Genomic DNA, 13,956 nt, shown 5'->3' on the forward strand with positions numbered 1-13,956 from the left:
ACACTAATGATATTATTATTTAAAATTGAGAATTCATGAAAAATAAATTACAATTAATTTTGAAGCTATTCTTAGTATTGATTTTGCAATCTAGCATGGCACAAGAAAAATCAGTTTCTGGTATTGTTACGGACGAAAACGGTATACCCATGCCAGGTGTTAACGTGATTGTAAAAAATACGAGTACTGGAACCCAAACCGATTTTGATGGACAATATTCCATCAAAGCTAATATAGGTGATGTACTTAATTTTAGTTTTATGGGTAAGAAAGTAGTAAATCGAGTAGTTGGTATTGAAGATGTTATTGATGTTAAAATGCAGAAGAGCTCGGAGGCTCTAGATGAAGTAATGGTGGTTGCCTATGGATCTTCTGATAAGCGGAGTTTTACCGGGGCAGCGGAAACCGTGAATTCCGAAGCACTTACACGTACTTCTACTGCTAGTTTTGAAACTGCCCTTCAGGGAAAAGTTTCCGGTATTAATATTTCTAGCTCGGGACAACCGGGAGGGAAATCTAACGTTCAAATTCGGGGTATTGGTTCTATAAGCGGTAACACTCAGCCCCTATATGTGCTTGATGGAGTAGTAATTAATACTAATTCCAACTTAAGGGCCGGCGACGATATGGTGGGAAGTACTGGTTACAATCCATTGTCCACTATCAACTCTGAAGATATTAAAAGTATTACTGTGTTAAAAGATGCCGCAGCCTCTTCGCTTTACGGCTCTAGGGCTGCCAACGGTGTTATTATTATTACCACAAAAAAGGGTAAGAATGGAGAAACAGAAATTACGCTGGGCGTCGAAACTGGATATAGTCAGAACCTTACAGAAGAGAATCTTATAAATAACGAGCAATTTAAAGATCTTTGGATTGAAGGTCAAGTAAATCAATATATTCAAAATAGTGAAAATGCCGAATTTATGAGAGTATATGGCAATGATGCTCTATATAGTTCTTATGAAAATCAAGCTATAAGCGATTATACAGATATATACGGTACAAATAATGCTAATTCTGATTGGCTTGACGCTATTTATCAGAATGGTTTTATTCAGAAATACAATCTATCAGCTAGGGGAGGAAATGAAAAAACTTCTTTTTACATTTCGGGGAATTACCTGGAGCAAACAGGTACAATTATAGAAACAGGTTTAAAACGCTACTCTGGCAGGTTAAATATTGAAAATCAAGCGAAAGACTGGCTAACACTTGGAGTCAATTTATCGGTAGCAAAGTCTGAAAGAGACGCCGCAAACTTTGACGGTTCATATGCAGGAGGTTTGAATCCTTTATATATGGCCAGGGTACTTCCACCGGCGGCACCAATATATGATTCGGAAGGCTATGGAGGTTTTGCAAACCTTCCCAATGATATTGAAAAAAACGCCAATCCAATAGGAGTTTTGAAAGTGGGGGATTATGAAAATACAGAATTTAGGGTGAGAGGTGACGCCTTTGCCGAATTTCAAATTTTAAACGCTCTTAGTTTTAAGACCACTTTTGGTATAGACCAACAAGCAATTGATGAAACTCTATATGACAATAAAGAATTTGGTGCTGGGGGTGGTATTTGGAATGGAGTTCTTAACCGTGTAAAGAGTGAGGTATTTCAGTATACTACTACAAACACATTAAACTACAATAAGAATTTTAGGGATCATGGCATTAATATTTTGTTGGGACAGGAATCACAAGTTTCCAATATGAGTTCAATAAATGTTTATGGTTATGATGTTTTAGACAGTGAATTATTATCAGCCAGCAGTATTGGTACACTTTGGAGCCATACAGGATATGCAGAGAATTATTCCCTCCTGTCTTATTTCTCGCAGATCTCATACGATTTTGATCAAAAATATTATTTAGCATCAAGCTTTAGGCGGGACGGGTCTTCAAGGTTTGGAAAAGATTCCCGTTGGGGAACATTCTGGTCCGTTTCTGGAGGTTGGGTAGCCACCGAGGAAGATTTTCTAGAAATAGATGGTTTGGAATATTTAAAGTTTCGGGGAAGTTATGGAACTAATGGAAACTTGCCCCCTCAGTATTATGCCGCGCTAGCATTTTTCGCAACAGATGGTAAGGGATATGGGGGAGAATCTGGTTTATCTTATGGGCAACTTCAAAACCCTGATCTTTCTTGGGAATTAAGTAAAAACTTTAATGTTGGTGTAGATATTAACCTATTTAGCAATTTGGACCTAACGGTTAATTATTTCAATAAAAAAACCGAAGATTTATTGCTGAATGTTCCCGTTTCCTTAACCACCGGTTTTATGACTCAATTGCAAAATTATGGATCGATGATCAATAAAGGATGGGAGTTTGAAGTTGGATATAATTTTATTTCGAACGAAGATTTTTCCTGGAGCAGCAGTGCTAACTTAACTATCCTTGATAATAAGATTACTAAGCTAAAAAACGATATAGTTCCTACCTATAGTTCAAGATATGGCCAGGATCCATTAATAATTAAGGAAGATGAAAGCATCTATTCGTTTTACTTAAGAGATTATGCCGGGGTAGATTCATCAACTGGTTACGCACAATATTATGTTTTGGATGATGGAAGACGGACTGGTGAGTTAACAACAGATGCTCAAGAGGCCGGATACGGAATTTTTGGAGATGCTTTACAGGATTTTCAAGGAGGTTTGTTTAATCAGTTAAATTATAAAAACTTCACATTCGATTTTCAATTCACTTTCGGTCTGGGAGGTAAGGTATATGATCGTACAGCTTTCAAACGTGATGACGACGGATTTGCCCCTCAATATACCAATACAGTAGCGCAATTGAACCCATGGAACCCGAATAACACAGATGCTACTGTACCGATTAGAATTAATGGTAACCCAACATTTTCAAATGATGTTTCTACAAGACATTTATATGATTCAGATTACCTCAAACTAAGGAATGTCAAATTGACTTATAATTTACCATCCTTATGGAACACTATAGATGGAGGCTCTGTTTACTTACAGGGGGATAACTTATTCCTACTAACAGAACTTGATGGGTATGATCCCGAAGCTGTGGTTGATGGAGTAAATTTCTTTCAGGTGCCAACAGCCAGAACCTTATTGGTAGGACTTCAATTACAATTTTAGAACTTAAAAAAGCATTAAAATGAAAAAAATAATAAATAGCATTCTAATTGTAGGATTAATTGTTCTTCAAGGGTGCAGCGAAGATGTTCTCGAACAAAGACCAGACCATGTTATCTCGGAGAACCTTGTACTTAATTCTGTAAAAAAACTTGATAAATTATTGACCGGAACTTACAATGAAATATCCCGCAATACTTATTTAGGAAGGGTTTTGTATAAAAGAGCAGCGGTAAAAGGTACGGATTTTAGATTTGTAGAAACCACCTATAATCCAAGAGACTACGAGTTGATAGCTTATAAGTACGAAGAAAGCAGTAACAATAGTGGTACCTGCGAAGATTTATGGATTCAGTCTTTTAAGGTTATAAATAACCTAAACCTGGTCATTAATAATATAGAAACTGCTGAAGGTAATGATGCGGAAAAACAGGAGATTTTGGGTGAAGCTTTAGGTCTAAGAGGAATGGTTTATTTTGATCTGGCTAGATCTTTCGCTTATCCCTGGATAAAAGCAGGAGCGGCTTCACAGGGTCTGCCCTTAAAGCTTTCTTCGGAAGAAATTATTACCGAGAGAAGTAGACTCGGGGAAACTTATAATCAAATTATTCTGGATATGCAGAGTGCATTAGATTTGTTAGAAGAAAATACCTGGGAGCAAGGAAGCACTAAGTATTTGACTAAAACGGGAGTTAAAGCTCTATTAGCCCGAGTATATCTATATAAAGAAGATTGGGAAAATGCCCTTAAATATGCTGAAGAAGTAATTACTACGAGAGGTGAAGGTAGTTTAATGAGCGTGAATAGTTATGCTTTTGAAGATTATAATTCAGAATCTCTCTTCGAATTAAGTATAACAAGTCAGAATTCACTTGGTAGCAATGGATTAGGTGCTCAATTTGACCTAAAAGACGGCGGACAAGGAGATATTATAGCCACCCAAACTTTTGTGAACTTATTAAGTGCTTACGAAGGAGATCCAAGAGCCGCATTGCTTGAGGAAGATAAAGAAGGTAGTAAGAATGCATTCGTTAAATACGTAAACCGTAGTGAAGGTGGAGGACTAAGTGCTCATAATATTCCAGTTATAAGACTTTCCGAAATTTACTTAATTGCCGCAGAAGCTGCTGCCAATGGCGCTGGCGGAGGTGATTCTGAGGCATTAAATTATCTAAATACCCTTATTCAAAAAAGAACTACAAATTTCTCTGCTAATCGGGCTGAAGAAACCGGTGAGGTTTTAAAAGAAAGGATTGCGGAAGAAAGAAGAAGGGAACTTGCTTTAGAAGGGCATGGTGTTTACGATTATATTCGTAGAGGTAAAGATATTAATCGATCTATCAATGAACACGTAAATACTGGGGTAGATGTATCTAATTTAGATATTCAGGCAACTGATAACCGAACTATTTGCCCGATACCTGCCAGTGAAATTGAAGCCTCGGGAATGGAACAAACTGAAGGCTACTAAAAACTTAAAAAAAAGGAATTTAATACCAAACTCAGTAATTAATCACCTCTTTATTAAATAAATATGGTAAAAAGAAAAACAGCCTTAAAAATAAGGCAGGCACATAGATACCTTGGTCTATTCATAGGTATACAGTTTATTATGTGGACGGTAAGTGGTTTGTACTTTAGTTGGACAGATATAGATGAGATACACGGCGATCAATTCCGTAAAACTGAAATGGTTCAAACTGATTTTTCTAATCTAAAAAGCCCTTCGGAATTTGATTCTAGTAATGAAATCCATTCTATGGAACTTAAAAATATTGCCGGGGAGCCTTATTATTGGATTAACGAAAACATATTACGAAATGCAAAAACAGGAGAAATCAAAAAAACCCTTTCTGAAGCTGAAGCACTATCCATCGCCAATCAGAATATGATAGATGGGTTGGAGGTCACAGAAATAGAAAGAATAACTTCAACAGGCAATCACCATGAATACAGGAGTGGACCCTTGCCAGCCTACGTGATATCCTATAAAACCCCTGAAAATATAAGAGCATACGTTTCAGTGGCCGATGGTACATTTAGAACGTTAAGACATCGGGATTGGCGTTGGTTTGATTTCCTTTGGATGACCCATACAATGGATTACGAAGGTAGGGATGATTTCAATAACACAATATTAAGAGTCTTTTCTCTTCTTGGATTAATTACTGTATTTAGTGGCTTCTTGTTATGGTACACTTCTTCTCCTACGGTTAGAAAATTAACAAAAAAGAAGAAAAAGAAGAAGAAAAAATCTAATGCTATTTAAGGATAATAATCTTTATTTGAACCTTTTAGAAAATAGTGTAGGAAGATTATTTTAACTCAGAAGAATTGGCCCGAAAAGGTTGCCAGAATTGTGGCAGCCTTTTTTTAACTTTTGAGAAGATTTTTAGGTATTAAAGTAAAAATTAGAAAATGAACAAGTTTCAATCGTTTAAAATAAAAGAGATTATTCGTGAGACTCCACAGGCAGTAAGTTTGTCTTTTGAAATTCCAGAAAACCTACAAAATGAATTTCAATTTTATGCGGGTCAATATATTACTATAAAAACTATAATTGACAATATAGAAATACGCAGAGCATATTCTTTGTGCTCCGCTCCAGATTCTGATGAATTTAAGGTAACCGTAAAAGAGGTTGAAGGAGGAAGTTTCTCGAAGATTGCGAATAATAAATTGGTTTCTGGAGATATACTTGAAGTATATCCACCAGAAGGTAAATTTGTTCTAAAACCAGAAGAACAAATCAAAAATTATGCAGCATTCGTTGCAGGAAGTGGGATTACTCCTGTTATATCAATTATAAAAACCGTGTTAAAGAACGAACCCCAAAGCAAGTTTATTCTTATTTACGGAAATAAGTCACCAGAAGATACTATCTTCTTTAAAGAATTGCTTGAACTCGAAACCAAGCACCCCGATCGATTATTCATTGAATTCGTTTATAGTAGAAAACGCGAGGAAAATGCTCATTATGGACGTATTGGAGAGGAAATAGTAAACTATGTAATTAGACATAAATTTAAAGATCATCTTTTCGATGCCTTTTATCTGTGCGGCCCCGAACCCATGATTAATCTTGTTACCAGTGTCCTTAAGGATAATGATGTGCCAGAAGAACAAATTCATTTTGAACTTTTTGTAACTACCGCTGGAAAAAAAGAAATAAAATCTGATTTAAACGGTAAAACACAGGTCAGCATCCGTATAAATCAGGAAGATTTTGAATTTAGCATGGACAAAAAAGAAGTAGTTTTGGATGAAGCTTTAGAAGATGACATAGACGTGCCTTATTCTTGCCAGAATGGAAACTGTAGCAGTTGTATGGCCAGAATAACCGAGGGGAAAGCCGAAATGAGCAAAAATCAAATTCTCACTGATGAAGAAATTGAAGAAGGTTTTGTTTTAACCTGCCAGGCTCATCCCATTACTCCTATTCTTAAGTTAGATTTTGATGATCTTTAAATTATTTTATCCTGCGTTAAAGGAAAAGGTTTATATAACAGTTAAACTCTCCTTTGAATTCTTACTTAACCGAAGATGATTTTTTTGGATTTTTTGAATTGGTTAAAAACAAAGGTACTCTTGGATTAAAAATTTATTACATTATCCAGTGCATCATCTGCATCTCTATGAATAAAGTTGGCCTGGTAATTTAGTGTGGTTTTTAAATCACTATGCCGGTAAAGCTTTTGTAACATTAACGGATGTATTTTATCTCCGGCAATATTTCCAAAAGTATGACGGGCTATGTGGTTCGAGAGGTTTTTGTCTATTTCACACTCGTCAGCTATTCGTTTCAGGAATTTATTTAAAACCTTGGTAGCGTTCCTCATTTTAAGAAATACGCTTTTTGGATCCTGTTGATCAGCATCTTTTAAAAATGGAAAAATATAGCCATTGTTTTCTTTCTTATCCATCAGGTAGAGGTTAAAGATGGAATTGGCCTTGTCCGGGACTTTAAAGCTCAATGGTTTTTCATTTTTATTCATTACATAGTACAGGCGGCCATCTTTAATATCTGTCCACTTCAAGGCTACAACATCTGAAATTCTTATACCTGCAAAGTAGAAGGAAACAAGCCAGACATTCCTGGTGTGCCATATCGAAGAATGACTTTCCACTGCAAGATTTTCTATTTTGGTAACTTCCTCAGCAGTCAGTCCAATTTTATTTCCTGAGCCAATTCTGATTTTTTCTTTTTCACCCCCGAAAGGATAATACTTTTGAGAAACAATCCCGTCCTTTATAGCAACATTAAAGAGGGTTCTAATAAAAATTAGTTGGTTTGTGACGGTACGGGTCTTTTGACCCAGGTAAGTGGAGCAGAAGGCTTTGTACTTATTTAGAAATGATTCATTCATTTCCCGAAACTCCAGTCGGGTATTTCTCTTAAAATAGGTAATGGCATCTTCAAAAGAATATTCACCTTTTCTGGTCTTACTCACTCGAATTCGTCTTCGCTCTTTTATTGATTTTATAACCACCTCTTTCTTTTGATTGGTTTTGAGGTTCAGAAACTCTTCCAGGTTATAGAGAATAGACAGCTCAGATTTCGCAACAGAAAAAGTTCCTTTATCATATTTTTGCTTTACACGTTCAGCCGCTACTGCAAAGAAAGATTGAGAACCTCCCGGCCCTTTGAGTTTGTTTTTAATCTGGCGGGGTGTTAAATCATCTTCTGAATGAAAATATAAATCTTGTGCTTCGGTAATCTTCTTGTTGAGAAAATAGTTTAGCTTTTTGTGGTTTGGATGAGTCTTTTTTACTTTTTTCGAAGTTTCATCCCAATCTTTCTCTAAAATTGAAAGGCCCAAAAAATGATAATTGGTCTTGTAATTTTCACTTATTCTTAAGGCTAGAGGAATGGTGCCATTTTTCTTCATTTTGTTGGGGCGTAAGACTACCTGAATATTTGCCATAACCATCTTATTTTTAATTCTTTAAATATAAGGTTATTTTTCAAAAAAGGGTACAGAATAGGTACAGAATAATTCCATTTTACCCGCTATTTTTTGATATTAGTAAAAATGTAAGTGTCTGTAAAACATAGTGTTTGTGCGTGTTTGGTGGATTTTACTGTTCTTCTAATTCAAGCTCATAACCCGAAGGTCACTGGTTCGAGTCCAGTTCCCGCTACTAAGCAAAGACAAGGCTTCACAGAAATGTGAAGCCTTTCTTTTTACACCTAACGCAGAGTGATTTTTTCCTTCAAATTTGCTCTACCATCCTTCAAATCAAATGATTTAAAGCGATATGCAGTTTCTGTAGATTCTTTGATTTTAAAATTACTAAGATTCTGCTCTCTCTTAATTCGAAATAAACCCTATTAGGTTTTAAGGCTTAAAACCTTTCAAATTTCCTTCCTGTATTATTGTGAATTTATCTTAGGGTTTAGCTAACTCTAATGGCAAGAAGTTAATACTATGCTAATCATGGCCTCTATTTTTACCTAATTCTTTACATTTGCATCGTGCGCGATTTAATTTTGTGCGATTAAAATATAAGGAATGAAAGGAAACGTTGAAACAACACTAACGCAAAACATTTTTAGAATCTTACTAGCCTTGTTTATGACGTATGCAGGCTTTAGCCACTTAACCTTTAATAGAATAGAATTCCAGGTTCAGGTGCCAGATTGGCTTCCGTTAAGCAAAGATTTAGTAGTTATTTTATCTGGATTAGTTGAGATGGCATTAGGCCTCGCTCTATTATTTTGGAAAAAGCAACGTGCTACCATTGGTTGGGCATTAGCGATTTTCTTTGTTCTTGTTTTTCCGGGTAACGTTGCGCAGTATTTAGACGGAAAAGATGCTTTTGGCGCTTTAGATTCAGATAGGGCAAGATTAATACGGCTTTTCTTTCAACCGGTGCTCATAGCCTGGGCACTCTGGTCATCTGGCGCGTGGAGAGCCTGGAGAAACTCAAAAAATAAATAGTATGGACAATCAGCAACTTAAATTGAACAACCAGATCTGTTTTCCTATTTATTCGGTTTCCAGACTAATAACGAAAGCTTATAAGCCCTTCCTGGAAGAAATGGGTTTAACTTATCCTCAGTATTTGGTTTTATTGGTATTGTGGGAAAACGATAATATAGCGATGAATAAAATTGGAGAAAAATTATTGCTAAACACCAATACCCTTTCCCCGCTTATTAAACGGATGGAGAAAATGGATTTGCTGCAGCGCAAACGCTCTAATAAAGATGAAAGAAGTGTATTTATTCAGCTTACGGAAAAAGGAAAAAAGCTAAAAAATACTGCGATTCCAATTCCAGAGAAACTTCTAAATACTTTACTGACGGAAGATGTAACCCTAACAGAAATAATGCTTCTAAAGGATACCCTGAATAAATGGTCTGATATTCTTTTAGACAGGCAAAATGATAAATAATATAGTAACTTACTGATAAATAAATTTTTAACATCGAGAATAACGAGAGTATTCGAATTTTGTTTCGAAAATCTATTTTTTCAATCGAAGCAAATATTGAAACACCTAACTCTCGATTATCGAATAAAAAACAATAGATATGAAAGCACTACAGATAGTAAAATACGGAGAAATTAAAGAAAGTTTATCGATTAATGAGATCGAAAAACCAACGATACAATCAAATGATATTTTAGTTGAAGTCAAAGCTGCTTCATTAAATCCTATTGATTATAAAATGGCACAAGGTCATTTAAAAGAACTGCTTGATTTGAATCTACCGGTAACCATTGGCTTTGATGTTAGCGGCGTGGTTGTGGAAAAAGGCAATGATGTTACTGGTTTTGAGGTCGGAGATGAAATTTACGCCAGGGTGCCACAAGAACAAATGGGTACCATAGCAGAATTTGTTACAATTAATGCTGATAAAGTTGCTAAAAAGCCAGAAAATATATCTTTTGAAGAAGCTTCTGGATTACCGTTAACAGGGCTCACCGCAATCCAGGCTTTAGAAAAAGCAGGGCTAAAAGAAGACGACAGGATTCTTATTCACGCCGGCTCCGGTGGGGTGGGGAGTTTTGCCATTCAGTACGCCAAAGCAAAGGGAGCTATTGTTTATACCACCACCAGTAGCAAAAATGTAGATTGGGTGAAAGCCCTTGGAGCCGACCGGGTGATAGATTATAAAGAAGAAGATTACAAAGAAGTTGCGAATAACCTGGATATAGTTTTTGACACTTTGGGAGATGATTATACGTTTGATGCCTTCAAAATAATTAAAAAAGGCGGAGTTGTAACTTCAATCGTAGGTCCACCAGACGAAGAATCGGCCAAAATTATGGGGATACCAGATTATAAATTACCGGAACAATTATCCAATCTTATTGAGGAAAAATCGATAGCCTATAAGCATACCTGGATGCAGCCTAATGCTGCCCAGTTGAAGGAAATCAAAACAATGGTAGAAGAGGGAAATATCAAGCCAACAGTAGACCTTATTTATGAATTCGAGGATGGAATTGATGCCTATGAATACCTGGCGACGGGAAGAGCAGAAGGAAAAGTAATTATTAGCTTATCCTAAGCTGCTTAAAATTAATTAAGATTATAAATAAAAAAGAAAAAGATTATGAGTAAAAAGAAAAATGTATTAGTTGCCGGTGCAAACGGCAGCACGGGAAGAATCATTATCGATTTATTAAAGAAATCAGGTGAATACCAACCTATTGCGATGGTGAGAAAGCAGGAGCAAAAAGAGCATTTTGAAAAAGAAAATGTAGCTGCTGTGCTGGCCGATTTAGAAGGAGATTTGAGCAATGCTTTTAAAAATGTGGATAAAGCAATTTTTGCAGCCGGCTCTAAAGGAAAAAATGTAGAAGGAGTTGATCAGGAAGGAGCAAAAAAATTTACAGATGCGGCTAAGCGTGCAGGAGTTGAAAAATTTGTAATGCTTAGCTCTATGGGAGCAGACAATCCCAGTATTAGTGAAGATTTGGAAGACTACCTAAAAGCAAAAGGAAATGCTGACGAGTACTTGCGTAAAAGTGGTTTGGATTATACCATTGTAAGACCGGGTGCTCTCACTAACGAAGAAGGTTCAGGAAAAATTCAATTAAAAGAAAAATTAGAAGAACAGGAGAGTATTTCCCGGGCTAACGTTGCTCGCACTCTTGTTGAAGTTCTGGACAGCGACGTTAAGCATAACCAGGTTTTTGAAATTCTGGATGGAAGAACTCCAATTGAGAAAGCAGTGCGTAGTTAAGAAGTTTCAAATATTTAAATGAATAAAGAAAAAATAAAAGATATGAAAGTACTATTTGTATTAACCTCTCACGACAGATTGGGAGACACAGGACAAAAAACAGGATTTTGGATTGAAGAATTCGCAGCACCTTATTACAACTTAATAGATAAAGGAGTGGATGTTACGGTAGCTACACCAAAAGGAGGGAAAGCGCCAATAGATCCCAACAGTGAAAGTGAAGATGCTCAAACCGAAGATACAAAGCGGTTTTATAAAGATGCTGAAACTCAAAAAGTGATTGAGAATACTAAAAAATTAGATACAATTAAAGCGGAAGAATTTGACGCGGTATTCTATCCTGGGGGTCACGGCCCGTTATGGGATCTTGCAGAAGATAAAACTTCTATTGCTTTAATAGAAGCCTTTAATAAGCAGAAAAAACCAATAGGTTTAGTATGTCATGCACCTGCAGCTCTTAAAAACGTAAAAAATGAAAACGGGGAACCTTTAGTGAAAGGGAAAAAAGTAACCGGTTTCACAAATACTGAAGAAGAAGCGGTGCAGTTAACCGAGGTAGTTCCATTTCTAGTAGAAGATATGCTGAAAGAAAATGGGGGAATTTATTCGAAGTCTGGAGACTGGGAAGTTCATGTCCTCAAGGACGGGAATTTAATTACCGGGCAAAATCCTGCATCTTCCAGTAAAGCAGCTGAAAAGTTGTATGAGATGCTTCAGTAAATTAAGCGCCCTTACTTTGAAACCTGCAATCTTAAAAATTGCAGGTTTTTTTTTGAAACTTTTAATTTGATATAACCTTCTAAATCTATCCCAATATTTTAAAACATTCTTTTCGTAGGCTAATTATTTGATAAAAAATGGGTTATAGAAGATTAAATATTGGTGAGGGGACCTGCTTTAAGATTATAGGTGATTTTCTTTAAAAATTTTCAGCAAAAATATCCTAAAATTGAGGTCTCCGGGGAATATTCTGCTATTTTAGCGTTTTAAATTTTAAAACTACTATCATGAAAGAACTTGTTGAAAACATTCAATCTACATTTGAAAATTTCCAAACAGAAGCTAATGCGCAGTTGGAGTCTGGCAATAAAAGCGCCGGTACCAGAGCGAGAAAATCTTCTCTAGAACTGGAAAAACTTTTAAAAGAATTCCGAAAAGTTTCCGTTGCAGAATCAAAAAAGTAAAACAAAAAACCTCCTGAAAAGGAGGTTTTTTTGATTTAAAAAGATTCTTTAAACGAGTGATTCCATAAACTCCTTAATCAAAAAAAATCCCCTGAAAACAAGTTTCAGAGGATTTATTATAAAGTTAATTAAGCCGAATTCCTAATAAGAATTGGCAATAATTTGCTCGTATAATTCTTGCTTGCCGCTTATTTGTTTTGGTTCGCCAAGCTCTTTAGCTATTTTGCTAATTTCTTCAAGAGAAAGATCTCCATTTTCAAATTTGCTTCCGTTACCGCTATCAAAAGATGCATAACGCTCTTTTCTAAGCTTTTTATAATCGGTGTTTCGTAATACGTTATCTGCAGCGATAAGTCCGCGTGCAAAAGCATCCATACCGGCAATATGCGCTATAAATTTATCTTCAAGATCGGTAGAATTTCTTCTTACTTTCGCATCAAAATTGATTCCTCCACCCTGAATTCCTCCTCCTTCAAGGATTACTAACATAGCTTCGGTAATTTCATATACATCAATTGGAAATTGATCGGTATCCCATCCATTTTGGTAATCTCCACGGTTGGCATCAATACTTCCTAACATCCCGGCGTCTACTGCGGTTTGTAATTCGTGCTGAAAAGTGTGGCCTGCAAGGGTAGCGTGGTTTACTTCAATGTTTATTTTGAAATCTTTTTCCAGTCCGTAATTCTTCAAAAACCCTATAGAAGTAGCGGTATCATAATCGTACTGGTGTTTTGTAGGCTCCATTGGTTTTGGTTCTATAAGGAAATTTCCTTTAAAACCTTGTTTGCGGGCATAATCACGACAGGTAGTAAGAAATTGTGCTAAGTGATCCTGCTCACGCTTCATATCGGTATTTAAGAGGCTCATATAACCTTCACGGCCTCCCCAGAATACATAATTCTCACCATTTAAGGCAATGGTAGCATCTATTGCTATTTTTGCCTGAGCGCTTGCACGAGCAACTACATTAAAATCTGGGTTAGTAGAAGCTCCATTCATATAGCGAGGATCGCTAAACAGGTTGGAAGTTCCCCAAAGTAGTTTAATCCCGGTTTCCTGTTGCTTTTGTTTAGCATAGTCTACCATAGTTTCCATACGCTTTTCAAATTCAGAAAGCGAAGAACAATCGTCTACTACATCTATATCGTGAAAACAGTAATAAGGAATTCCAAGTTTTTCAATGAATTCAAAAGCCGCATCCATTTTATCTTTGGCACGATCTATTACATTTTCCTTTTTGTCCCATTCAAAAGTTTCAGTTTCAGCTCCAAAAGGATCTCCACCTTTATTGTTGAAGGTATGCCAGTAAGCCACCGCAAACCTTAAATGCTCTTTTAGCGTTTTTCCGGCTACTGTTTTATTTTCGTCATACCATTTATAGGCTAAAGGGTTTTTACTATCCCTGCCTTCAAATTGAATTTTATCTATTCCTTTAAAAAATTTGTTGTTACTCATA

At 36.1% G+C, this 13,956-nt stretch carries 12 protein-coding genes; 10 read left to right on the forward strand and 2 right to left on the reverse strand.

From position 1 onward, the window contains the following. Window positions 1–35 precede the first annotated feature (35 nt). The 4 genes from AO058_RS06850 to AO058_RS06865 all read left to right on the forward strand — a co-directional run bounded on the left by AO058_RS06850 (window position 36) and on the right by AO058_RS06865 (window position 6,581). Complete coding sequence (locus AO058_RS06850; RefSeq protein WP_083634137.1) at window positions 36–3,116, forward strand: SusC/RagA family TonB-linked outer membrane protein; 3,081 nt, start codon at window positions 36–38, stop codon at window positions 3,114–3,116. A gap of 19 nt (window positions 3,117–3,135) precedes the next feature. Next, window positions 3,136–4,584 (forward strand): RagB/SusD family nutrient uptake outer membrane protein, encoded by a 1,449-nt coding sequence (locus AO058_RS06855; RefSeq protein WP_075325774.1) that lies wholly within the window; start codon window positions 3,136–3,138, stop codon window positions 4,582–4,584. A gap of 63 nt (window positions 4,585–4,647) precedes the next feature. Then, window positions 4,648–5,382: a PepSY domain-containing protein gene (locus tag AO058_RS06860; RefSeq protein WP_075325775.1), complete on the forward strand. Its 735-nt coding sequence runs from the start codon at window positions 4,648–4,650 to the stop codon at window positions 5,380–5,382. A gap of 149 nt (window positions 5,383–5,531) precedes the next feature. After that, window positions 5,532–6,581 carry a ferredoxin--NADP reductase gene (locus AO058_RS06865; RefSeq protein WP_075325776.1) on the forward strand — a complete coding sequence of 350 codons (1,050 nt, stop codon included), beginning with the start codon at window positions 5,532–5,534 and terminating at the stop codon, window positions 6,579–6,581. Between the two features lie 125 nt (window positions 6,582–6,706). On the opposite strand, the gene AO058_RS06870 is transcribed toward AO058_RS06865, so the two are convergent. Further along, window positions 6,707–8,038, reverse strand: coding sequence for a tyrosine-type recombinase/integrase (locus AO058_RS06870; RefSeq protein ID WP_075327896.1), 1,332 nt, complete (start codon window positions 8,036–8,038; stop codon window positions 6,707–6,709). A gap of 588 nt (window positions 8,039–8,626) precedes the next feature. On the opposite strand from AO058_RS06870, the gene AO058_RS06875 reads away from it, so the two are divergent. The 6 genes from AO058_RS06875 to AO058_RS06900 all read left to right on the forward strand — a co-directional run bounded on the left by AO058_RS06875 (window position 8,627) and on the right by AO058_RS06900 (window position 12,497). Then, window positions 8,627–9,055 (forward strand): DoxX family protein, encoded by a 429-nt coding sequence (locus tag AO058_RS06875; protein WP_075325777.1) that lies wholly within the window; start codon window positions 8,627–8,629, stop codon window positions 9,053–9,055. A gap of 1 nt (window position 9,056) precedes the next feature. Continuing rightward, window positions 9,057–9,512 carry a MarR family winged helix-turn-helix transcriptional regulator gene (locus AO058_RS06880; protein ID WP_075325778.1) on the forward strand — a complete coding sequence of 152 codons (456 nt, stop codon included), beginning with the start codon at window positions 9,057–9,059 and terminating at the stop codon, window positions 9,510–9,512. A 139-nt stretch (window positions 9,513–9,651) separates the two neighbouring features. Beyond that, window positions 9,652–10,635 (forward strand): NADP-dependent oxidoreductase, encoded by a 984-nt coding sequence (locus tag AO058_RS06885; RefSeq protein WP_075325779.1) that lies wholly within the window; start codon window positions 9,652–9,654, stop codon window positions 10,633–10,635. 45 nt (window positions 10,636–10,680) lie between these two features. Further along, window positions 10,681–11,313: an SDR family oxidoreductase gene (locus AO058_RS06890; protein WP_075325780.1), complete on the forward strand. Its 633-nt coding sequence runs from the start codon at window positions 10,681–10,683 to the stop codon at window positions 11,311–11,313. A gap of 42 nt (window positions 11,314–11,355) precedes the next feature. Next, entirely contained in the window at window positions 11,356–12,033 is a 678-nt protein-coding gene (locus AO058_RS06895; protein ID WP_075327897.1) for a type 1 glutamine amidotransferase domain-containing protein, read from the forward strand. Between the two features lie 287 nt (window positions 12,034–12,320). Continuing rightward, the gene (locus AO058_RS06900; RefSeq protein WP_075325781.1) at window positions 12,321–12,497 is read left to right on the forward strand and encodes a histone H1; all 177 of its coding nucleotides are present in this window, start codon (window positions 12,321–12,323) and stop codon (window positions 12,495–12,497) included. 141 nt (window positions 12,498–12,638) lie between these two features. Here the strand turns inward: AO058_RS06900 and xylA are convergent, their stop codons facing one another. After that, on the reverse strand, window positions 12,639–13,955 hold the full coding sequence (gene xylA, locus AO058_RS06905; RefSeq protein WP_075325782.1) for a xylose isomerase: 1,317 nt from the start codon (window positions 13,953–13,955) through the stop codon (window positions 12,639–12,641). Window position 13,956 lies beyond the last annotated feature (1 nt).

Origin of the sequence: Salegentibacter sp. T436 (assembly GCF_001932675.1) — a bacterium.
Classification (GTDB): domain Bacteria; phylum Bacteroidota; class Bacteroidia; order Flavobacteriales; family Flavobacteriaceae; genus Salegentibacter; species Salegentibacter agarivorans.